General features: G+C 56.4%; 20 protein-coding genes, 1 riboswitch and 1 other annotated feature. Of the genes, 14 read left to right on the top strand and 6 right to left on the bottom strand.

Annotation, left to right across the window (positions count from 1 at the left end; genetic code table 11):
* Nucleotides 1–31 precede the first annotated feature (31 nt).
* Entirely contained in the window at nt 32–1,366 is a 1,335-nt protein-coding gene (locus WMO24_RS04140; protein WP_349215053.1) for an alanine/glycine:cation symporter family protein, read from the bottom strand.
* Between the two features lie 104 nt (nt 1,367–1,470).
* Nucleotides 1,471–1,564: riboswitch (glycine riboswitch) on the bottom strand.
* A gap of 380 nt (nt 1,565–1,944) precedes the next feature.
* Here WMO24_RS04140 and pfkB point away from each other — a divergent pair.
* The 9 genes from pfkB to WMO24_RS04095 all read left to right on the top strand — a co-directional run bounded on the left by pfkB (nt 1,945) and on the right by WMO24_RS04095 (nt 12,596).
* Nucleotides 1,945–2,847 carry a 1-phosphofructokinase gene (gene pfkB / locus WMO24_RS04135; RefSeq protein WP_349215052.1) on the top strand — a complete coding sequence of 301 codons (903 nt, stop codon included), beginning with the start codon at nt 1,945–1,947 and terminating at the stop codon, nt 2,845–2,847.
* Between the two features lie 19 nt (nt 2,848–2,866).
* On the top strand, nt 2,867–4,831 hold the full coding sequence (locus tag WMO24_RS04130) for a PTS fructose transporter subunit IIABC (protein WP_349215051.1): 1,965 nt from the start codon (nt 2,867–2,869) through the stop codon (nt 4,829–4,831).
* Nucleotides 4,832–4,875: 44 nt separating this feature from the next.
* Nucleotides 4,876–5,139 (top strand): HPr family phosphocarrier protein, encoded by a 264-nt coding sequence (locus WMO24_RS04125; RefSeq protein ID WP_349215050.1) that lies wholly within the window; start codon nt 4,876–4,878, stop codon nt 5,137–5,139.
* Nucleotides 5,132–6,862: a phosphoenolpyruvate--protein phosphotransferase gene (gene ptsP, locus WMO24_RS04120; protein WP_349215049.1), complete on the top strand. Its 1,731-nt coding sequence runs from the start codon at nt 5,132–5,134 to the stop codon at nt 6,860–6,862. The genes WMO24_RS04125 and ptsP overlap by 8 nt, the downstream gene beginning before the upstream one ends.
* Nucleotides 6,863–6,958: 96 nt before the next feature.
* Nucleotides 6,959–8,290: an MATE family efflux transporter gene (locus WMO24_RS04115; protein WP_349215048.1), complete on the top strand. Its 1,332-nt coding sequence runs from the start codon at nt 6,959–6,961 to the stop codon at nt 8,288–8,290.
* Nucleotides 8,291–8,389: 99 nt separating this feature from the next.
* Nucleotides 8,390–9,052: a response regulator transcription factor gene (locus tag WMO24_RS04110; protein ID WP_349215047.1), complete on the top strand. Its 663-nt coding sequence runs from the start codon at nt 8,390–8,392 to the stop codon at nt 9,050–9,052.
* Complete coding sequence (locus WMO24_RS04105; RefSeq protein ID WP_349215046.1) at nt 9,049–10,038, top strand: sensor histidine kinase; 990 nt, start codon at nt 9,049–9,051, stop codon at nt 10,036–10,038. Before WMO24_RS04110 ends, WMO24_RS04105 begins: the two co-directional genes overlap by 4 nt.
* A 75-nt stretch (nt 10,039–10,113) precedes the next feature.
* Nucleotides 10,114–10,797 (top strand): ABC transporter ATP-binding protein, encoded by a 684-nt coding sequence (locus WMO24_RS04100; protein WP_349215045.1) that lies wholly within the window; start codon nt 10,114–10,116, stop codon nt 10,795–10,797.
* Between the two features lie 5 nt (nt 10,798–10,802).
* The gene (locus WMO24_RS04095) at nt 10,803–12,596 is read left to right on the top strand and encodes an ABC transporter permease (RefSeq protein WP_349215055.1); all 1,794 of its coding nucleotides are present in this window, start codon (nt 10,803–10,805) and stop codon (nt 12,594–12,596) included.
* Between the two features lie 39 nt (nt 12,597–12,635).
* Here the strand turns inward: WMO24_RS04095 and WMO24_RS04090 are convergent, their stop codons facing one another.
* The 5 genes from WMO24_RS04090 to acpS all read right to left on the bottom strand — a co-directional run bounded on the left by WMO24_RS04090 (nt 12,636) and on the right by acpS (nt 17,574).
* Nucleotides 12,636–14,135 (bottom strand): AAA family ATPase, encoded by a 1,500-nt coding sequence (locus WMO24_RS04090; RefSeq protein WP_349215044.1) that lies wholly within the window; start codon nt 14,133–14,135, stop codon nt 12,636–12,638.
* On the bottom strand, nt 14,132–15,430 hold the full coding sequence (locus tag WMO24_RS04085) for a vWA domain-containing protein (protein WP_349215043.1): 1,299 nt from the start codon (nt 15,428–15,430) through the stop codon (nt 14,132–14,134). The genes WMO24_RS04090 and WMO24_RS04085 overlap by 4 nt, the downstream gene beginning before the upstream one ends.
* 13 nt (nt 15,431–15,443) lie before the next feature.
* Complete coding sequence (locus tag WMO24_RS04080) at nt 15,444–16,418, bottom strand: leucine-rich repeat protein (RefSeq protein ID WP_349215042.1); 975 nt, start codon at nt 16,416–16,418, stop codon at nt 15,444–15,446.
* A gap of 105 nt (nt 16,419–16,523) precedes the next feature.
* Nucleotides 16,524–17,183 (bottom strand): HD domain-containing protein, encoded by a 660-nt coding sequence (locus tag WMO24_RS04075; protein ID WP_349215041.1) that lies wholly within the window; start codon nt 17,181–17,183, stop codon nt 16,524–16,526.
* Nucleotides 17,167–17,574 (bottom strand): holo-ACP synthase, encoded by a 408-nt coding sequence (gene acpS / locus WMO24_RS04070; RefSeq protein WP_349215040.1) that lies wholly within the window; start codon nt 17,572–17,574, stop codon nt 17,167–17,169. The genes WMO24_RS04075 and acpS overlap by 17 nt, the downstream gene beginning before the upstream one ends.
* 108 nt (nt 17,575–17,682) lie before the next feature.
* Nucleotides 17,683–17,923 (top strand) — a binding site (T-box leader).
* Nucleotides 17,924–17,983: 60 nt separating this feature from the next.
* Between acpS and pheS the strand changes: the two genes are divergently transcribed.
* The 5 genes from pheS to WMO24_RS04045 all read left to right on the top strand — a co-directional run bounded on the left by pheS (nt 17,984) and on the right by WMO24_RS04045 (nt 22,585).
* Nucleotides 17,984–19,003 (top strand): phenylalanine--tRNA ligase subunit alpha, encoded by a 1,020-nt coding sequence (gene pheS, locus WMO24_RS04065; protein ID WP_349215054.1) that lies wholly within the window; start codon nt 17,984–17,986, stop codon nt 19,001–19,003.
* Nucleotides 19,004–19,021: 18 nt separating this feature from the next.
* Entirely contained in the window at nt 19,022–21,400 is a 2,379-nt protein-coding gene (gene pheT, locus WMO24_RS04060; protein ID WP_349215039.1) for a phenylalanine--tRNA ligase subunit beta, read from the top strand.
* A 178-nt stretch (nt 21,401–21,578) separates the two neighbouring features.
* Entirely contained in the window at nt 21,579–21,824 is a 246-nt protein-coding gene (locus WMO24_RS04055; protein WP_349215038.1) for an IreB family regulatory phosphoprotein, read from the top strand.
* Between the two features lie 30 nt (nt 21,825–21,854).
* Nucleotides 21,855–22,148, top strand: coding sequence for a hypothetical protein (locus WMO24_RS04050; RefSeq protein ID WP_349215037.1), 294 nt, complete (start codon nt 21,855–21,857; stop codon nt 22,146–22,148).
* Between the two features lie 80 nt (nt 22,149–22,228).
* Entirely contained in the window at nt 22,229–22,585 is a 357-nt protein-coding gene (locus WMO24_RS04045) for a type II toxin-antitoxin system PemK/MazF family toxin (protein ID WP_349215036.1), read from the top strand.
* Nucleotides 22,586–22,661 lie beyond the last annotated feature (76 nt).

Here is a 22,661-nt window from a genome sequence, read left to right as displayed (position 1 = left end):
GCGCGGCCTTAAAAAGGCCGCGCGCTTTTTGTTATTCTTTTGCGATACGTGCCACCAGCCCGGAGAGTGCCAGCAGCGCAATCAGGTTCGGAATTACCATCAGCCCGTTGAACAAATCGGAAAGGTTCCACACCAGATCAACTTTCAAAGCGGAACCCACCACGACGAAGCCGACCACAATGATGCTGTAGATGCGGACGGCCTTTTCGCCAAACAGAGCTTTTACGTTGACCTCGCCGAAGAAATACCAGCCGATGATGGTGGAAAAAGCAAAGAACAGCATGCAGATCGCAATGAAAGTATTGCCGAAGGAGCCGAAGGCCTGATTGAAAGCCAGCTGGGCCAGCGCGGTTCCTTCCTCTCCACTGGCCAGCGCACCGGAGGACAAAATGACCAGAGCCGTCAGCGTCAGAATGACAAAGGTATCGATGAACACACCCATCATGGCAATCACGCCCTGGTCCTGCGGGCGCTCAACTTTGGCAAGAGCGTGGGCATGGGGCGTGGAACCCATACCGGCCTCGTTGGAAAACAGACCGCGGGCCACACCGAAGCGCATCGCCGTTTTCACCGTCACACCAGCCACGCCGCCCGCCATGGCCTGCGGCTGAAAAGCCAGCACAAAAATCTGCTGGAAGCAGTTGAGCAGGGTAGAGCGGTTGATGAACAGGATGATCAGGCAGCCAACAATGTAAAAAACAGCCATAACAGGAACCAGCTTTTCCGTGACGGAGGCGATTCGCTTTACGCCGCCGATGAAAATGAATGCGGAGACGGCGGCAACAAAGAAGCCGACAACCAGAGCCGGAATATGAAAGGCATTGGAAAAAGCGGCGCCAATGGAGTTGGATTGTACCATATTGCCCATAAAGCCGAGGGCCAGAATGATGGCGACGGAGAAGAAGCCTGCGAGAAAAGCACCAAACCGCCCTTTAAATGCGGCGCGGATGTAGTAAATAGGGCCGCCCGTGACATGTCCGTTTACCGTGGTGCGGAACTTCTGAGCGAGAACGGCCTCGCCGTAGATGGTCGCCATGCCGAAAAAGGCGCTGACCCACATCCAGAAGATGGCGCCCGGCCCGCCGGAAGCCAGAGCGGTTGCGCAGCCGGTGATATTGCCGGTGCCCACCTGCGCGGCGATGGCGGTGGTAAGGGCCTGGAAGGAGCTCATGCCTTCGTGATCCGCTTTTTTTCCGTTCAGATTAAACCCGCCGAACAGGCGGCGCATTCCCTCGCCGAATTTGCGAACCTGGATCAGTTTCAGCCGCAATGTGAAATAGATGCCGGTTCCGCACAGAAGAAAAAGAAGAATGTTGTTCCAGAAAAAGTCGCTGACAGCCTTTACCGCTAGAGTGAATTGTTCCATGTCTCATGTTCCTCCTCGTGTTTTCGCAGCAGAAAAACAAAAAGAGCCAAACCCGCTGGGGGGTTCGGCTCCGGAAACAGCAAACAGCCATAGGCTGTCGCGCCTGCATCCACTCTGTCCTTTTGCCTGAGAGATTAGCACCTTTTTAAGCGCCTTGCACCTTCGGCACCCGTTTCGGGTTTCTCCAGAGCCGCATCCGTCCATAGTCCACGCGCACACTGTGCGCACCTGAAAGTTTTACTTCTTCGGTAAGCTTACGCTTTTTCCTACGAACTTCGTTTGTCCTGTTGCAGTTGTGACAGCTTATAAAGTAACATGTGCGCGTATGAAAGTCAAGTGTGTTTGACGTGCGACGGTTGATTTCGGGAAAATGCCGGGAAAGATACGGAAAAGTGGTACGGTTTTAGATAATTGCGCAAGAACGGGCGAAGTCGGGCACAAAGGCGTTGAGTGCCCGCCGGTCCCGTGATAATATGAAGAAGAAACAAAGGAAACTTTTTCGATGTGCGAATAATGAGGCACAAATCGGGACACATTTTTGTCAGTGGTGTTTTGGAATGCCTCCGAGAGGTGGAAAAATGGTTTATACAGTGACGTTTAACCCCGCCATTGACTATGTGGTTCGGGTAGATGATTTCGAAACGGGAAAACTGAATCGCACTCGGCAGGAGCTGATCCAGATCGGCGGAAAAGGCATCAATGTCTCCGTCCTGCTCAGCCGCCTCGGCGTGGAGACCACCGCACTGGGATTTGTAGCGGGCTTCACCGGACAGGAGATCGAGCGGACATTGGAACAGGAGTGTGTGCGAACGGATTTTGTTCACCTGAAACAAGGCTTCACACGAATCAATGTAAAGTTGAAGGGCGGGCAGGAAACGGAAATCAACGGACGAGGCCCCCAGGTGGACGAAGCTTCTCTTGAGGCGCTGCACGAAAAATTGCAGCAGATTCGAGAAGGAGATTACCTTGTGTTGGCGGGAAGTGTGCCGGCGGATATGCCCAAACAGCTTTACAGCCACATTTTAGAGAAACTCTCCAGCTGCGGTGCCGGGTTTGTAGTGGATGCGGAAGGTGAGTTGCTGACGGGGATCCTGCAGTACCGGCCGTTTCTTATCAAGCCCAATCATTTGGAGCTGGGAGCAATTTTTCACAAAGAGCTTCACGGCGAAGAAGAGATCGAGGCCTGTGCGGCGCAGCTGCAAAAGCAGGGCGCCCGCAATGTGCTGGTTTCCATGGGCGGTGCCGGGGCGATTTTGCTGGACGAGACCGGCCGCTTCCACCGGGCACAGGCGCCGGACGGAACAGTGAAAAATTCCGTGGGCGCAGGGGATTCCATGGTCGCCGGCTTCCTGGCCGGGTGGCTGCGCTTCGGAGATTATGAGCGCGCTTTGCGGATGGGAATCGCCGCAGGCAGCGCCACCGCATTTTCATATGGTCTGGCCGAGCGGGAAGAAGTAATGGCTCTGTTGGAAACATTCTGACATGAGGAAAGGAGCAGCCATGAGAATCGTAGACCTTTTGGACGCGCACCGCATTGCACTGGGCGCGCGGGCAAAAGACAAATCTTCTGTGATTGATTTGCTGGTGAATCTGCAGGAACAAAGCGGAGTGCTTTCAGATGTTCAGGCGTATAAACAGGCTGTCTGGGACCGCGAGGCACAGTCGAGCACGGGAATCGAGGCCGGCATTGCCGTACCGCACGCAAAATCCGATTCGGTTTTGCGCCCAAGTCTGGCGGCAGCGGTGCTGCAGCAGGGCGTGGATTACGGAGCGATGGACGGTCAGCCTTCCGACCTGTTCTTTTTGATTGCCGCACCGGCGGACGGAGAGCTTCATCTGGAAATTCTGTCCCGCCTGATGCAGCTGTTGATGGACCCGTCCTTTACGCAGGCCTTGCGGAATGCGGACAGCGCGCAGGACTTTTTGCAAATCATCGACCGTTTCGAACGCAAGAACTTTGAAGAACCCGAGGAATCCGCGTCCCCGGAACAGCCGGAAGAATCGTATCGAGTTTTGGCGGTCACGGCATGTCCTACGGGCATCGCGCATACCTATATGGCAGCGCAGGCGCTTGAGAAGGCCGCTCAGCAGCTGGACATTTCGCTGAAGGTGGAAACCAACGGAAGCGGCGGTGCCAAAAATATCCTTACAGAGGACGAGATCCGATCGGCGGAAGGAATCATTGTAGCCGCGGACAAACAGGTGGAAACGGAACGGTTTTCAGGCAAACCCGTATTGTTTGTGCCGGTGGCCGAGGGCATCCACCGGCCGGAGAAACTGATCCGCCAGATTTTGGACAAAGAAGTTCCTGTGTACCATCATGCGGAGCGCTCTTCCGAAGTGGCGGTCGTGGATAGAGCGGGCCCGCAGGAATCCTGGACGCGCATGCTGTACAAACATCTGATGAATGGCGTTTCGCACATGCTGCCCTTTGTCATTGGCGGCGGAATTTTGATCGCTTTAGCCTTTCTGGTGGATGTATACGACCCGCAGAACCCCGCCGGCTTCGGCTCCAATACACCATTGGCTGCCTTTTTGAAAACAGTGGGCGGAATGGCGTTTCAGTTCATGCTGCCGGTGCTGTCCGGCTATATTGCCATGAGCATCGCAGACCGTCCGGGTTTGGCAGTGGGGGTTGTGGGCGGTGCGCTGGCCGCGGCGGGAATATCCTTCACGACCATCGCCTCGGGTGTGGCACCGGTATCGGCAGGCTTTCTGGGGGCGCTTCTGGCGGGATTTGCCGGCGGATATTTTATGCGCGCCCTTCGATGGCTGTGCGACCGACTGCCGGACAGTCTGGAAGGAATCAAACCGATTTTGCTGTATCCCGTGCTCGGAATTTTGATTATAGGGGCTTTTATGTGTCTGGTCAATCCGCTGCTGGGCGCGCTGAATCATGGCCTGGTGGCGTTTCTCAACTCTCTGGGCGGCGTCAGCAAGGTGTTCCTGGGAGCAATTTTGGCGGGTATGATGAGTATTGACATGGGCGGCCCGTTCAATAAAGCCGCCTATGTCACCGGTACAGGCGCGCTTGCAACCGCTGCCGCTGCGGGGGTTGCAAGCGGAGCCATTGAGTATCAGATGATGGCAGCAGTGATGGCGGGCGGAATGGTCCCGCCGCTGGCCATTGCGCTTTGCACAACGTTGTTTCCCAAAAAATTCACTTCGGATGAACGGCGGTCCGGCGCGGTGAATTATATCATGGGCTTGTGCTTTATCACAGAAGGAGCGATTCCTTTTGCGGCGTCTGACCCTCTGCGGGTCATTCCTTCCTGCGTTGCGGGAAGCGCACTGGCAGGCGCGCTGTCCATGTGGTTCGGGTGCAGCCTGATGGCGCCCCACGGCGGTATTTTTGTTTTGGGTATTATGAACGGTAAACTGTTGTATCTGCTGGCGCTGGCAGCGGGTGCGGCTTTGGCAATGCTTTTGCTGGCGGCCTTGAAAAAAGACATCGGAAAGAGATAAAATAGAGGAGAACAATCCCCTGAGAATAAAAGGAGGATGAACGTATGGTATCCGCAAATGTGAAAGTTACAAACCCCATGGGACTGCATATGCGTCCCGCCCAATTGTTTGTTCGGGAGATGACGCCTTTTGCAAGTGAGGTTACGATCGTGCATAAGGACAGAACCATCAATGCGAAAAGCATTATGAATCTGATGGCTTCCGGCATCAAACAGGGCAGCGAGATTGAGATCCGCTGTGAAGGACAGGATGAGCAGGCTGCGTTGGAAAAGGCGGTCGCTTTGATCGAGTCCGGCCTGGGTGAATAAAAAAGGGGACGATGCAATGATTTTGAACGGGATCGGCGCATCAGATGGCCTTGGTCTGGGCAATGCGGTGTGCATCCGTGAGAGTGTTTTGGATTATACCGGCGTGATTTATGCCGGGGCTGAAGCGGAAAAAGCGCGCCTGCTGGCGGCCGTCGATGCGTTTTGCCGTGATACTGAACGCATGACGCAGAAGATGAGCGGTCAGGTGGGGCAGCATGAAGCAGAGATCCTCAGCGGGCACATCGCCATGCTGGCGGACCCGTTCCTGCGTGCGCAGCTGGAAGAAAAAGTGGAGCAGGGCAGTGTGGCGGAACAGGCCGTGGATGAAGTGTGCGCTTTTTACGAAGAGCTGTTTTCACAGGCGGATGATGAACTGGTGCGCCAGCGTGCGGCCGATGTGCGGGATATCCGGAACCGCTTGCTGGGTCTGCTGCTGCATGTGAAGCCAATCGATCTGTCTGCACTGACACCGCACAGTGTGCTTGTGGCGCCGGATCTCACTCCGTCCATGACGGTGGGGCTGCGCGCCGAAAACGTGGCGGCCATTGTGACCCAGTCCGGCGGTCGCACAAGCCACTCGGCAATATTGGCGCGGGCACTGGGCATTCCCGCCGTACTCGGCGTGCCCAATTTGATGAATGCTCTTTCGGACGGCGACAGGGTCCTTGTGAACGGCGGAACCGGCGAGGTAATTCTGAATCCGGATGCGGCGCAGGCAGAAGCTTATCGCATCTGGAATGAAGCGTCGATCCGTGAACGGCAGAGCCTGCAGGCGTATCGCACACGCCCCACGGAAAATGCCGACGGACGGAGGGTGAGCCTGTACGCAAATATTGGTTCGACGGCGCAGCTGGACGAGGTGAGTTCCGTCGGCGCCGAAGGCATCGGCTTGTTTCGAACGGAATTTTTGTTTATGGAGCGCTCAGACGCGCCCGGCGAAGAAGAGCAGTATCAGGCTTACCGGGCGGTGGCCGGGGCTATGCCCGAACGTGATGTGCTGATTCGCACGCTGGATATCGGCGGCGATAAGGATGTTCCGTATCTGTCGGTGGGGAAAGAGGAAAATCCTTTTTTGGGCTATCGCGCCATCCGCTACTGTCTGGATCGGCCCGACTTCTTTTCCACACAGCTGAAAGCGTTGCTCCGGGCCGGTGCGGAGTATCAGAATGTGAAAATCATGCTCCCGCTGATTACCAGCGTAGAGGAGATTCGTGCTGCCCGTGCGCTGCTGGAAAAGTGCAAGGCAGAGCTGCAGGAAAAAGGGCAGGTTTTTGACCGGAATATCTCCCTCGGTGTGATGATCGAAACGCCGGCGGCGGTGCAGCTTGCCGATCAGCTGGCGAAAGAGGCCGACTTCTTCAGCATCGGAACAAACGATTTGACCCAGTATACACTTGCGGTGGACCGGGGCAATGCCAAAGTGGAGCAGATGTACGATCCGCTGCATCCGGCTGTCCTGCGCTCCGTTCGCCAGGTGATTTCCGCGGCTCGCAAAGCGCAGATCCCTGTGGGAATGTGCGGCGAGGCTGCCGCGGACCCCAAAATGATTCCGCTGCTTTTGGCGTGGGGCCTGGACGAGTTCAGCGTCAGCGCTCCGTCGGTTTTGACTGTGCGAAAATGGATTTCGCAGTGGAGTGACCGGCAGGCTGGGGAACTGGCGCAGCGGGTGATGGAACTTGTCACGACGGAGGAGATTCATCGGGAAATTGAAAAAATGTTTTAAAAAGGAGAGGACCTTGGTCCTCTCCTTTTTCGCTTGTGCGGTGAACAGCAATTTGTTAAAATAGAACAGATGACCCCATGCGGAGGAGGAAACAGTATGGAGAGGGATCTCACGGTCGGCAGCGAGAAAAAAGCCATGCTTTTGTTCGCGGCACCGCTGATTTTGGGGAATATCTTCCAGCAGCTTTACAATGTGGTCGACACCTGGGTAGTGGGCCGCTATGTTTCGGCTGACGCATTGGCGGCGGTGGGAACCTCTTTTTCTCTTCTCACTTTTTTGAACTCAATCCTCATCGGGCTGTGCATGGGGGTGGGGGTTGCCTTTTCCATGTATTTTGGTTCCCGCGAGAGCCGGAGGCTTCGTCAGAGTATTTTCCTTTCGGGTATTTCCATCGGAGTGGTGGCGGTGCTTATGGAAGGGCTCCTGTTCCTGACGGAAGAGGAGATTGTGCGGCTGATGCGGGTGGACCCGGTGATTTTTGATATGACGCTTTCCTATCTGCACATTGTGTTTATGGGAATCGTGCCGGTTTTCATTTACAACTTTTTTGCGGCGCTTACCCGCAGCATGGGCAATTCGCGGGCTCCGGTTTTGTTTATTGCGGTTTCTGCCGTCATCAATATCGGGCTGGATCTGTGGTTCGTAGCCGGCCTTGGAATGGGCGTGGATGGCGCGGCATGGGCAACGCTGATCGCGCAGGTCGTCAGTGCGGTCGGCATGGCGGTGTATACGATTTGGCGTACGCCGGAGATGCGCCTTCATCGGGAAGACTGCTGCTGGGACGGAGCACTGTGGTGCAAACTGGCCAATTATGCGTCTTTTACCGCGCTGCAGCAGTCTGTGATGAATTTTGGCATTTTAATGATCCAGGGCCTGGTCAACAGCTTTGGCGTGGCGGTTACGGCCGCTTTTGCCGCGGCGGTCAAGATCGACGCGTTTGCCTATATGCCGGTGCAGGATTTCGGAAATGCCTTTTCCACTTTCATTGCGCAGAACTATGGGGCCCGTCAGGAAGAGAGAATTCGGCGGGGCATCCGTTTTTCAGTGGCGGCGGCATGCGTGTTCAGTCTGGCGGTATCGGTGTTGGTGTTTGGCTTTGCTCCCTGGCTGATGCGCATCTTTTTTGACGCCGGGCAAACGGAAATCCTGGCAATCGGTGTGCAGTATCTGCGCATCGAAGGGGCTTGCTATGTGGGAATCGGGTTGCTGTTTTTGCTGTACGGCCTCTATCGCGGGGTGGGTTGGCCGTCGATGTCTCTGGTGCTGACGGTGATTTCTCTGGGCACCCGCGTGGCGGTTTCCTATTTGCTGGCCCCTGCCATGGGATATACCATCATCTGGTGGAGCATCCCTCTTGGCTGGCTGCTGGCTGACGTGGCAGGGTTTGGCGTATGGGCTGTGCGCAAACCTTTGGAACAGAAAAAATAGAGAAAAGGCCGCGGCTTTGCTGCGGCCTTTTTGTGACGGTTTTGTCACGCACCGGAGAAGAAAATACAGTAAAATGAAAGCAGAAAAGGGGCGAATGGAATGCGGCTGCTGATTGTGGAGGATGAGGAGACGATTGCGCGTCCGCTGGCAAGGTTGCTGTGCACAGAAGGCTGGAAGGTGGAACTGGCGTTTACCGCTGCGGAGGCATTAGCACATCTGAAAGAAGGACCGCCGGATGCGGTGCTGATCGATTTGGGACTGCCGGATCAAAGCGGCCATGAGGTGTGTCGCGCGGTGCGGGAAGTCTCCGACGCAGCCATTCTCATTTTGACAGCACGCAGCGATGAGGACAGTGTGGTGCGGTCGCTGGAAGAGGGCGCGGATGATTATGTGGTCAAGCCGTTTCGCGCCAGGGAACTTGCCAGCCGCCTTCGGGCGGTACAGCGGCGGCGGGGTGTGAAAAAACAGTATCGTTTCGGAACGCTGTGCATTGATGCGGGTGCGGCACAGGTGCTGGAAAATGGTGTGCCGCTGACACTCACGGCACAGGAATATCGCCTGCTTCTGTTATTCGCTGCCAATCCGGGACAGGTCCTGGAGCGCGGTGCATTGCTTCAGGCTTTGTGGGATTGCGGCGGAAATTTTGTCAACGACAACACCCTTACCGTAACCGTCAAGCGCTTGCGGGAAAAGCTGGGAAAGCAGGGCGATCGCATCACGACGGTGCGCGGCATCGGTTATCGATGGGAGGAAGAACTGTGAGCAGGGAAACAAAACTTCTTTTGCTGACGCTTTTGGCCGTTTCCGCGGCAGGAGGGGCGACGGGCTATCTTGTCTGCGGTGCGGCAGGTGCTTTGTGTGCGCTGATGACGGGGCTGCTTTGCTGCGCTGTCTGCCTGACGGTCAGCCTGCACCGAATGAGGGAGATCCACCGGTTGTGCGATTATCTGGCGCAGGTATATGCGGGCGACCGCTTTCTTGACATCCGGACCCAGCGGGAGGGAGAGTTGAGCCTGTTGCGGAACGAACTCTATAAGGTCACCGCGATCCTTTGGGAACAGAAGGAGTGTCTGTCGCGTGACCGGCAGCAAATGGCCGATTTTTTAGGGGATGTGGCCCATCAGCTTCGCACGCCGCTGGCAGCCATTGTGCTGCAGACGGAACTGTGGCAGGACGCGGCGGTTTCCCAGACGGAGAAAACAGAGTGTGCCGCCCGGATTCAGCAGGCGGCAGAGCGCATGGGATGGCTGGTGGAACAGCTTTTGCAGCTTTGCCGGTTGGACGCAAAAGTGGTGCGGTTCCATGCACAGGAGCACGCGGCGCGGCAGCTTTTGCGGGAAGCCGCCCGGGGGCTTGCTCCTCTGTGTGCGGCGAAAAACGTATCGCTGGAGTGTATGGCGGACGACGGTGTGCAGTGCCGGTGCGATGCGGCATGGACCGTGCAGGCGCTGACCAACCTGATCAAAAATGCAGCCGAGCACACGCCTGCGGGCGGACGCGTTCGTCTTCTGTGCGAAGCCAATGCGCTTTTCACACAGTTTTGTGTAGAGAATACCGGGCCGCTTCTTTCTGCACAGGAGATACCACATTTGTTTGAGCGGTTTTGGCGGGGAAGGGACGCTGCGCCAGACAGTATCGGAATCGGTCTTTCGCTGGCAAAAGCCATCGCCGAAGGACAGGGTGGGACGCTGTGGGCAGAAAACGGACCGGATGGACCGCGATTCCTTCTGCGGATTTATCGTACGTGACAAAAACGTCACGGAACTGTCACTCTTCTGTTAGATGAGAATGGCATACTGACGGCAGAAAGGAGCGAATGAACCATGGCTTTTTTGGAAGTAACCGCGCTTACCCGGATCTACGGAACAGGTGAAGCAAGCGTAAAGGCGTTGGACAATGTTTCCTTCGAGGTGGAAAAGGGTCAGTTTGTGGCTGTTATGGGGGCGTCGGGTTCGGGAAAATCCACGCTGATGCATCTGTTGGGAGGTGTGGACCGGCCGACCGGCGGGAGCGTGCGGCTGGATGGAATTTCACTGTACGAGCAAAAAGAGGAAGCGCTGACCATTTTCCGCCGGCGGCAGATCGGTCTGGTGTATCAATTTTACAATCTGGTGCCGCTGCTGACGGTAGAGGAAAATCTCTGTCTTCCGCTTCTTTTGGATGGGCGCACACCGGACGCCGCGCGGGTGGCGGATATGCTGGCCAGGCTGGGTCTTGCGGAAAAACGTCGGGCGTTTCCGGCACAGCTTTCCGGCGGTCAGCAGCAGCGGGTGGCCATCGGGCGCGCCCTTCTGACCAGACCGGCGCTTCTTCTGGCGGACGAACCCACCGGAAATCTGGATTCTGCGGCAGGAAAAAATGTGGCGGATCTTTTGGAGCAGATCCATCTTACCACAGGGCAGACCGTGGTGATGATTACTCATGACGAAACGCTGGCCCTTCGTGCGCAGCGTATTTTGCGCCTGAAGGACGGCCGAATCGTGAAAGATGAGGTGATCCGTCCGTGAAAGCCATGTTTCTGCTCACTTCCCGGCAGTTTGTGCGAGGCGGCGCGCGCACCTGGTTCACCTGGATCTGTGCGGTAATCTGTACGGGCCTGATCGGGGCGGTTCTGTTTGGCGGGGAATCATTGGCGGCATCCTTTTCCCAGCGGTCTGATCTGGCGCAGCAGGTCCTGCTGCTCTCCCGTCTGGTATTGGGATCTCTGATTTTGGGCCTGGCGATTTTGCTGCGCAGCATATTCCGTCTGTCGTTGTCGCAGCGCACACGCATGCTGGGCCAGATGGCCAGTCTGGGCGCTACCCGCCGCCAGCTGCGGCAAAGCGTGTGGATGGATGCGCTGATTCTGGCCGGGTGCAGCATCCCTTTGGGGTTGGTGGCTTCCGCCGCAGGTTTGGCAGTTGTTTTTTCTGTTTTGAAAAGCTGGACACAGCTGAATGCCCGTCCACTGACGCTGTTGGTCCGGCCGCAGCATGTGCTGCTGGCAGCGGCGTGTGTTCTGGTCACGCTGCTGCTGGCCACGTGGGGGCCGGCACGGGAAGCTTCCCGCCTGACACCCATTGAGGCCGTGCGGGAAAGCTGTGCTCTGCCCAAACGCCGGGGCAGAGTCCGTTTTAAAAATGTGGAAAAATTGCTTGCGGTTCGCAGCATTTCCGCGTATCGCGAACGAAGCAGCCAGACCGCGGTGATCGCTGTCTGTGTGTTCTTGGTGATGCTGACACTGGGCTTTTCGGAAGGAATGGTGCGCTCGTATGAAGACAGTGTGCCGGAGTACAGCTATCGTGTCTACTGCTGGGTGCGCGGCGGCGATGAACCGGCGGAATTGGATCGTCTGGTACGGAATGCGGCGGCAAACGTAACGGACAGCCGGGTGTACTCTTCCGAAGACACCGGCCTGATTTGGCCGGTGGGAGATTCCATGGCCAAGGTGCTCACGCTGGATGACCAGGCATTTGAAGAGTGGTACGGGGCTCCGCTGCCCGCTGCAGAAGAAGGGACGCTGAGCTGTGTTTATGCATCGGACGGGCAACAGAAACCATCTTTCAACATTGGACAGACCGCTCAAAGCGGCGACTGTGTGGTGACAGACTTCTGCAGCAACCCGCTGCCGGCAGGATTGCAGGAGGAAAACGGATTCTCGACACAGTATCTGATTACGACCCAGAGCGCGTATGACGCGTTCCCGGGAAAGCTGCAGCGGGCAGAGCGCCTTTTGCAGATTTTGGTGGAAACGCAGGATGCGGCACAGCTGACACCGGCTGTGACGCAGGCGCTGGCTGAGAGGGCAGTGCAAGACGACGGACATGACTTGGTGGGAAGTGACATGACAGCTTATGTGATCCAGGACTTCACGCGATCTTCCTGGAACTACGCTGCCACCGAGGCGGCCATTGATTTGCTGCGAATCTGCTGCGGTGGATTCGCCGTGCTTCTGGCGGTCGGCTGCACCGCATCCGTTCTCAGCGCAGTCAGCGCGCAGGCACAGATGCGCCGCCGGGAGTTTGCCCTTCTGCGAAGCGCCGGCATGACGCAGACCGGCATTCGCCGCACACTGGGCATCGAAGCGCGAAATCGCTTTGTTTGGGGACTGGGGCTGGGTCTGCCACTCGGAATAGGGGCATACTATTTTCTGGAAAAACAGATGATTTCCTTTTTCGATTTTCACTGGCTGGCATGCCTGGCGGAATCTTGCAAAACTGGTCTTGTGGTGGCGGTGTGCGCCGGAGCGGTGTGCTGGGCCGCCAACCGCATCGCGCTGAATGCGGCACTGCACGCTTCGGTGAGGGATGACCTCGTCCGGGAATAAAAAGAAAGGCCTTCGGCTGAAAACAGCCGAAGGCCTTGTTTATTCTTTGCGTGCAGCAGCAATGGTATCCAGAATCTGCGTGCGGGTATCATCGAACAAAAGTGCTTTGTTATGGCGGAAGTAGGCGTCGCAGCCAAAGTTTTGAATGTACCAGGAAGTGTATGGGTTGGCTGTCAGCTCTGTGGCGAAAATAACCATTTCCTGGCTTTCGCCCAGCGCCTGCTCCAAAAAGGCAAAGGCTGCGTTCATCTGATCGCCCGTGACCTGTGCCGTGTCCAGCCGCGCCCGGACCTGTGTCTGAAACTGCCCGCGCACCAATTCGAAAGCTTCTGTTCCGTCCGGCCGCTCGGTGTCCAAAAGATGCAGATAGTGTTCCAGCTGGCCTGCGGCAGCCCGCAGCGTTCGCTGTTCCTGAGGGTCGGCATTCCCGGCCTGAATCTGCCGGGCAATGCGCGCCTGCACACCCTGCAGCTCCTGCGTCAGAGCATTCCCGGTGTCGCTTGCAGACTGTTTTACACGGGTCAGACAGGCGTGCAGCTCGTCCGTCAGAAGATCCTGGCGGCGGCATACCCGGGCGCTTTCGCTGAGCCGTGCGATCAAAAGTCCCAGTACACTCAGTTTTTCATCAAAAGGCGCGCTCTGCAGCTCACGGGCGGACAGCTTATCCCAGGTCCCGTTCAAAATGTCATCCACGTGGTAGACCTGGCGGTATTTGGCGTACAATTCCAGATAGTTTGCAAAGTCCTTGGCGATGCGGGGCAGTTGGATGTACTGACCGATCACCTCCCGGTCCGGATGAATCCCCAGCTGTTCGTAGGTGAGAAGAAGCTCCGAGAGATCTTCCCAACCTCTGGCAGTGGCGAACTGAACGCCGTCTACCGAAGCTTCAAAGGCATAGAAATGTTCCTTGTGAATTTCCAGATAGGTGAGAATGGCGCCGTGAATTCCTTTTTGATAGGCGTATTCTTTCCACACGGAAAAATCCTGTTCCACATCGATGCGTTTGACACGGTCCAGTGTGACCACGTCAAACTCCCGGACAGACTTGTTGTATTCCGGAGGGTTTCCTGCCGCGACAATGATCCAGCCATCCGGCAGCTTCTGGTTGCCGAACGTCTTGCACTGCAAAAACTGAAGCATCATGGGGGTCAGCGTTTCCGAAATGCAGTTGATTTCATCCAGAAAAAGAATGCCCTCCTGAAGCCCGGTTTCTTCCATGGTCCGGTACACGGTGGCCAGTATTTCGCTCATGGTGTATTCTGTCACCGAAACCGTTCGCCCGGCAAACGTGCGCTCCACAATGAACGGCAGGCCCAGCGCACTCTGACGGGTGTGATGTGTGATGGTGTATGCCACCAGCGCCACACCGGTTTCAGCGGCAATTTGCTCCATGATCTGCGTTTTGCCGATGCCCGGAGGCCCCATCAGCAAAATCGGACGCTGGCGCACCACGGGAATGCGGTACTGGCCGAATTCATCCCGCGCAAGATAAGCGCGAATGGCATTTTTAATCTCCTGTTTTGCTTGCTTGATATTCATAGCGTGTCTCCTTGCAGTTCGTTTTCATCCAGAAGAATGCGGATCCCCCATGGCGGAACCCGTTCGGGAAATCCCTGCTGGGCCAGCATCACAAAAGCCGCATCGTAGGCGGGGCGCTTGGCGGGGTAAATGCCCAGCCCGTCGGTGAAGTAAATCACACCCCGCAGCTTATGAAACGCGCCCTGTTCCACCAGGCTGTCTACATGGCGAAACACCGGGCGGAAATCCGTCGCACCCTGTCCGGCCAGTTCAAAGTTTTCCATGTATTCTTCCAGCTCTTTTCGGCTGGAAATGGCTTTGTCGACTCGAAGCTGATCGTCGCACTGCAGAATCCGCAGATGGAACGAACGAAAAAAGCTCTCGCTCTGCTTCAGAATACCATACGTGTACTGCAGAAAGCGGCGCACCAATTCGCCGGAAGTGGACATGGATGTGTCAATGGCGATCACAAGATCCCGGATTCGCTGCACCTCCCGGGTTTCCAGAGGCTCAATCAACGGCATGTTTCCGTAGCGGCGCAGCCCGTAGGTGTAATAGTTGTAATCGAAAGTGTCCGCATCAATGCCGGACTCTTCTCCTGTGACGGCGAAACGGCGCAGAAATGCACGGTAATCAGCAGTTTCCCTGGTTTCCACACGCAGCTGTTCCAGTACAGCCTGCCCGCCGCCCGATGCCTCACTCATCACTGTTTCCATACTGGTTTGGGTGTGCTGGGCGATTTGCTGCCAGTTTTGCCGGGGCTGCTCCTGCTCTTCCTGAGAAGCTTTTTCCCACAGAGAATGGTCGTCCTCAAAAAACTCCCGCGCCAGAGTGGCGCGCTCGTATTCTTCCAGCGGATGGTTTTTGAAAAAACGATACAGCGCTTCGGCGGTCAAAACTTTCCGTTCTTCTTCCAGGCGGCGGTACAGGCCGGAGCGCCGGGGACTGGGCGCCGCTGCAAGGCAGCGGTAGTCCAGCGAGTCCAGCATGTGTTCCACGGCAATGTCACAGCAAAGGTCCCACAGCTCGCCGTCTCGTCCCTGCCGCTTGGCCGGGTGAAGCAACATGCAGTGAAGCAGCAGATGAAGATAGGCCCGGCACACAAGGTTTCGGCTTTTTTCATAGCGCAGGGCCAGATAGCTTCCATTGAAAAAGAAGGCCTGTCCATCCGTGGCGATAAAATCCGTATCCTGTTCATCGGAAAAGGGAAGTGCACACAGAGCTGCGTCCAGAAACGGCAGATTCAGATACAATTCGTTGCGGGCGGCTGTCAAAATCGCACGGCCTGCTTTGCTCCAGGCATCGGATTGCGGCATGGCGATTCCTCCTTCAAAGGTCAAAGGTTTTGGTGCGGCCCGCGCCGGTTCGATGCAGGTGTTCCATCAAAAGGCCCAGCATCTCCGTGTCCCGGTCATTCCGGGCGCGATCGCAGGCGGCCTGCAGCGCCTCAGGTGGAAACAGCTCCAGCCCCAACGCCCAGGCCATGTCTTCCGTGTCCCGGGCATCCGCCAGCACCTTCAGTGCCGCAGCGGCGTGCTCTGCTACAAGCGCACGGTATTGTTCCCGGTTCGCCGGGGAAAGTTCTTTTGGCCAGCGCAGGCGGCCCAGCGCAACGCGCACGGCATCCTCAAAATCCCGGGTGCGCACAAGCCGCTCCAGAGCCGCGTCGTACTGGGAAAAATTCAGCTTTTTCCCGTCGAAGCACTGGCGGTAGGTAAATCCGGCTCCCTCGATGTGGTAGCCGAAAATGTGGGGCGCGGCCAGCTCTTCATACTCCTCGCTGTAAGCGGGAAACCAAAGACGCGCCTGCGTGCCATCCGCAAAATGCATCCTGCACAGCAATTCTCCGTGGTGTTCGCGCAGAACTCCCCGCAGGCAGCTCTCTCCCGACGGCGAAACGGCCAGCCGAATGTTGTGCAGGCGGCTGCAGTTCAGAAAGGCGCCGGACCCCACATCCGCCATCGCCGGGGAGATGTCCAGCTGTTCCAGAGCCTGACAGTCATAAAATGCGTAATCGCCCAGGCTCTGTAAATGGAGAGGGAGCGTGACCTGCCGGATGCCGTCTGCGTCGTGCGGTTCGGGTTGGCCGCGGCCGACATGAACGGTAAACAAATCGCGGATACCGGACATATCCGGCGCGCGTCTGGCCATGGCATAATCACCCAGTGCCGTCACAGGCACTCCCAGTATGGTATCCGGCAGATGAATCACCGGGTCGCGCGTTTCACAGCGCAGCACCGCCACACCGCCCGCCTGGTGCCGGCAGGTGAGGGTCAGTTCGTTTTCGCCATCCATCCATTCCATGAAAAAACACTCTTTCCAAAAAAGACATTGATCTAATCATACCATTTTAGGGGAAATAAGGGAAGAGCAAAAAGCAAACCCAGCCGAACAGGCTGGGTTTGCTTTTTACAGCACGCTTTGTCCGTTGACCACCAAATGGAAGCCAAGGCCCAATTTGTCAGCTGCTTTCCGGCACAGCGTCATGCGGTCCAGAAAGATTTCAAAGTAGTCCATCATGGGGGAGATGGCCGTGTCCAGCTGCAGATTGAGAACCACTGCGCGCTGGTCCATATCCAGCATGGTGGAAGCTTTTTCCACCGCGTAATTGACCCGGTCGTGGATGTCGAAGGTGTGCAGGTCTTTGGGGCGAACACGACTTCGGCGAACGTCCGTCTTGTCCGCGAGAATCAGCGCGGCCGCAACGGGATTGACCGGAAAAGCAGTGCCTTCATCGTGGTTGCCAATGGCCGAGCAGACTGTTGCAATCTCATCCGCGGGCATGCCCAGCTTGTCCAGAATGCGGAAGGCCATGACAGCTCCGGACTGGGCGTGGTCAATGCGGTTGATCACGTTGCCGATGTCGTGCATATAACCGGCAATCCAGGCCAGCTCCTGGGTGCGTTTGTCATACCCCAGCTCAGCCAGAATTTTTTCCGCAAAGTGCGCCACACGGGTGACGTGTGCGAAGCTGTGTTCGGTAAAGCCCAGCGCTTTCAATGTGTCATCCGCCCGCTCGATATAGGTGCGGATTTGTTCGTTTTCCTTGATTTCAATCGGTGTGATCATTTGGAAATCCTTTCTTAAAACATCCGTTTTGTTCCAGTACCACAAAAGCTGTGGCAAAATCGCCCTCATGGGTCAGGGAGAGAAATGCGCAAAGCCCTTTTTCTTCCATGCGGCGCAATGCTTCGCCGCAGAAAACAAAATAGGGGGCGCCGGCTTCATCGCGCAGCGCTTCGGCCTCAGACCACACGAACCCCGACAGCCCTTCGCCCAGCGCTTTGCCAAGCGCCTCTTTGGCGGCGAAGTTGGCGGCGATGGTTTCCGCACGCATCTTTTTCGCCTGAAAGAGCGCCAGTTCCCGGGGGCCAAATACACGTTTCAGGAAGGACTCGTGCTCCAAAGCTTTTTCGATGCGGGAGATCCGCGTTGTATCTACGCCGATGCCAGCGATCATTCCCATTCTCCTCTCCGGTGGGTTCTGCCTTTCAGTATACTGTTTTTTTACAGCAAAATCCAGTGTCAGGGCTTGAATTTTGGGTAAAGGAACGGTATAATATGCTACAACAACGCGATGACAAAGAGAGTACGCGCAGACGCAATGTCCCAAGAGAAGGGCGTCAATGGCTGGAAGCGCCCGGCAGAGGGCTGTGCGGAAGTTCACTTTTGAGCGGCCCTGCTGAAGGCTTTTGCTGGTAGGCGGGGACGGATGCCGCCGTTATCCGGCAAAAGAGTGTTTGCTCTTGTACGACAGTACGGCAAAAATATGGGTGGTACCGCGGAGTTTTCAAGGCTTCGTCCCTGTTTTAAGGCAAGGGACGAAGCCTTTTTTCGTCCCGTAATTTCATGGTAAAGGAGAAAGAATGTTGAAACAGGCACTGCAAAACATCAAGGCCACGGCGGATTCTCTGATCGCGCAGGCCGAGAGCACGGCGCAGGTGGAAGAACTGCGCGTTCGTTTTCTGGGCAAAAAAGGCGAATTGACCGCGATCCTGAAACAAATGGGCAAACTCAGCCCGGAAGAACGTCCGGTGGTGGGCGCTCTGGCCAACGAAGTCCGCGAGGCAATCACGGCGGACATTGCGGCCCGGACCAAAGAACTGGAGCAGGCGGCGCTGGCTGCACGTCTGGCGCAGGAGGAAATTGACGTGACGCTGCCGGGCAAACGTCCGGTGCAGGGAAAGCGCCATCCCTTTGAGCAGGTTTTGGGCGAATTGAAAGAGATCTTTTTGGGCATGGGTTTTGACGTGGTGTCCGGCCCCGAAGTGGAGCAGGATCATTACAATTTCGAAATGCTGAATATGCCCAAAAGCCATCCCGCGCGGGATACGCAGGACACGTTCTACATTACGGAAAATGTGCTGCTGCGCACGCAGACCAGCCCGGTTCAGATCCGCACAATGGAGAACCAGAAACCGCCCATCCGCATCATCTGCCCGGGGCGGGTGTACCGTTCGGACGCGGTGGACGCAACCCATTCCCCGATCTTCCATCAGATCGAAGGTCTCGTGGTGGACAAGAACATCACGTTCAGCGATTTGAAAGGCACGCTGGAAATGTTTATTAAGAAGCTGTATGGCGAAGGCATTCGCGTGCGCTTCCGTCCGCATCACTTCCCGTACACGGAGCCCAGCGCCGAGATGGACATGAGCTGCTTCAAGTGCGGCGGCAAGGGATGCAGCCTGTGCAAGGGCGAGGGCTGGATCGAGATCCTGGGCTGCGGCATGGTGCATCCCAAGGTGCTGGAGAACTGCGGCATCGACCCGGAAGTTTATTCGGGCTTTGCGTTCGGCGTGGGCCTGGAGCGCATTGTCATGATGCGCTACGGGATTGACGACATGCGCCTGTTGTACGAGAACGATCTGCGCTTTTTGAAACAATTTTAAGCTGAGGAGGAACACAACATGAAAATGCCATTGGGATGGGCGAAGGAATTCGCCAAGTTTGAGTGCACTCCTCACGAGTATGCCGAGCGCATGACTATGAGCGGCAGCAAAGTGGAGACATATGAGTGCGAAGCCGATCAGATCAAGAATGTCGTGGTGGGCAAAATTCTGTCCATTGTGCCGCATCCGGACTCCGACCATATGGTCGTGTGTCAGGTGGATGTGGGTCAGGACGAGCCGGTGCAGATCGTGACCGGTGCGGGCAATTTGAAGGTGGGCGATCTGGTCCCGGCCGCGCTGCACAAGAGCCTTCTGCCCGGCGGCAAGGAAATCCGGAAAGGAAAACTGCGCGGCGTTGAGTCCAACGGAATGCTGTGCAGCCTGTCGGAGCTGGGCCTGACCAAACACGATTTCCCCAATGCCATCGAGGACGGCATCATGGTGCTGGACGAGGAATGGCCCACGGGAACCCCCATTGTGCGTGCATTGGGTCTGGATGACGTGAGCGTGGATTTTGAAATCACACCCAACCGTCCGGACTGCCTGAGCGTCCGCGGCCTGGGCCGTGAGACCGCGGCGACGTTCGGCGTGCCGTTCATGGACCACGTGCCCGAAGTAAAATCCGGCCATGGTGATGTAACAGATTTCCTGAAGGTGGATATTGAAAACGCAGACCTGTGTTACCGCTATGTGGGTGCTGTGGTGGAAAATGTGCGCGTTAAGCCGTCGCCCCGCTGGATGCGCGAGCGGCTGCGCCTGTGCGGCGTTCGCCCCATCAACAACCTGGTGGATATCACCAACTATGTGATGCTGGAGTACGGCCAGCCCATGCACTGCTTCGACTATAAATACGTCAACGGCGGGCATATCACCGTGCGCAACGCACGTCCGGGTGAGGAGATTGAGACGCTGGACGGTGTGGATCGTGTGCTCAGCGAAGAGATGCTGGTCATTGCCGATGAAAAAGGCCCCATTGCCGTGGCTGGCGTGATGGGCGGCGAGTTCTCTGGCGTTTATGATGATACCACTACGATCGTGTTTGAAAGCGCCATGTTCAATGGTCCCTCTGTGCGCACCACTGCCAAAAAGCTGGGCATGCGCACCGAAGCGTCCGGCCGCTATGAAAAAGGGCTGGACCCCAACGGCTGCCTGCGCTGCCTGCAGCGCGCGCTGGAACTGGTTCAGTTGCTGGATGCGGGCGACGTGGTCAACGGCGTTGTGGATGTGTGGACGCAAAAACGTGAGGAGCGCCGTGTTCTGTTGCGTCCGGAGATGGTCAACAAGCTGTTGGGCACGAATCTGGACAAACAGCAGATGATCGACATTCTGCTGCCCCTTGGCTTTGTCATGGATGGTGACGATGTGATCGTGCCGTCCGACCGCTGGGATGTGGAACGCGACTGCGATATCGCAGAAGAAGTGGCGCGCTATGTGGGATACAATAAAATGCCTTCCACCATTATGACCGGCGTGGCCAGTGCGCGGCCCACAGAACGGCAGACCTTCCGGGAGAAAATGCTCAACACGCTGGTGGGATACGGTTTGTATGAGGTGGAGACATTCTCCTTCTTCAGCCGCAAGTCCTTTGATGCCATCAACCTGCCGCAGAACGACCCGCTGCGCAAGGCAGTGGTCATTTCCAACCCGCTGGGCGAGGATACCAGCATCATGCGCACCACGGCGCTTCCCAGCGTGATGGATGTGGTGACACGCAACTACAATGCGCGCGCGGCTGAGTGCGCAGTGTTCGAGGATGCCACGGTGTATCTGCCGCATGGCGGTCCCGACGAGCTGCCTGATGAAGTGGAAAGCGTTGTTCTGGCTGCTTATGGGCAGGAGTATGATTACCTGGCCCTGAAGGGAATGGTGGAGAAACTGCTGGAGACCGCGGGTGTGAAGGACGTGCGTTATGAGCGCAATGCCGCGGGAACCACGTATCATCCGGGACGCTGCGCCGACATTTACCTGGGCGACGAAAAGCTGGGTGTGATTGGTGAGCTGCATCCCACTGTGCTGGGCAACTACGGCGTGAAACCGCGTGTGGTTGCAGCGGAGCTGAACATGGACGTTTTGTTCGCGCATCGCGGCGGCACGGCTTTGTTCCAGCCGCTGCCCAAGCACCCGGCCACCGCCCGTGACCTGGCGCTGGTGGCGGACCTGTCCATGCCGGCAGCGCAGATTGCGCAGTGCATTGAGAAGGCGGCGGGCAAACTGCTGGAGAGCCTGACGCTGTTTGATGTGTACACCGGTGAACACATGGCCCAGGGCAAGAAGAGTCTTGCTTATAATCTGGTTCTGCGGGCGCCCGACCGCACGCTGACCGATGAGGAAACGGAAAATATTGTGCAGAAAGTGCTGAAAAGCCTGGCGGAAATCCAGGTCGTTCTGCGCAGCTGAATTGTTCTTGTGTGATGCAAAAAGCGCCGTGTTTCGACACGGCGCTTTTTCAATTTTGAAAATTGTTTGAAGATACGGAAAACAAAGCGTGGATTTTCAGTGGTTCCCCTTGCACGAATATGGATTTTAAGATACAATATATACAGGAATTTATTCTATTCAAGGAGGGACAGAGAGTATGAGTGAGCCTACCGCCATTTTCTCGATTTACGATGATAAGGATAAAGAGATCAAGGCCATTTTGACAGATGTATACCGCGCGTTGAAAGAAAAGGGGTACAATCCCATCAACCAGCTCGTGGGATATATTCTCTCGGAAGATCCCACCTACATCACCACTTATCAGGGCGCGCGTGCAAACATTCGCCGCATTGACCGCGATGATCTGCTGCAGGTGCTGCTGAAAAATTATTTGGGCGAGTAAATCACGCCCGCAGAAAAGGAGAACCTTCTCATGGCATTTACCCCGAAACTGACTTACAAAGGAAAACCGCTGGTCCGGTGTAAGAACGATATCTATTACGGCAATCTGGCCGATCCGTATGTCATCTTCATGCAAGTTCTGACCAGCAAGGAGGAAAATGGCGTGCGTGTTGCGGACCGCATTCATGTCACGCTGCTCTCTACCGATACCACCAAAAGCCCCATCGAACGCATGGCGCGGCAGAGCGATAAATACGGCCTGTGGAGCGCATTGGAAATCGGCAGCATCTGGCTGGAAAAAGCGTTGGGAGAGAAAAAGGCCTGACGCGGCAGCGGAAAGTTTTTCATGCAATGTTTAAAAGAACCCTCTCTTTGCCACACTATAGGCAAAGGGAGGGTTTCGTTTTGGAAAAAGAAGTCAAACGCGGAGAGGTTTTTTACGCAGACCTGAGCCCGGTCGTGGGATCGGAACAAGGCGGTATTCGTCCCGTACTTATCGTGCAGAACGATGTAGGAAACCGATACAGTCCTACGGTGATTGCCGCCGCCATCACTTCCAAACAAGACAAGACCAATCTGCCCACCCATATCGGACTGAAGGCGGGTACCGGCGGCCTGACCCGTGACAGTGTGGTTTTGCTGGAGCAGATCCGCACGCTGGACAAACGCCGTCTTCGTGAAAGAGCAGGCCGCATCGACCCGGAAGCGCAGCACAAAGTGGACGCTGCCCTGGGCATCAGTTTTGGTTTGGAAAGCAGGTAAAACAGTGAATTGTCAAACTAAGTGCAACAGGAATTGAGTTCAAAGTCCCATAATTCCCGGGCAGAATGGAAGTTAA

The sequence above is a fragment of the Ruthenibacterium intestinale genome, from assembly GCF_040096265.1.
Taxonomy (GTDB): Bacteria; Bacillota; Clostridia; order Oscillospirales; family Ruminococcaceae; genus Ruthenibacterium; species Ruthenibacterium komagatae.
This window is presented reverse-complemented; position numbering and strand designations above follow the sequence as displayed.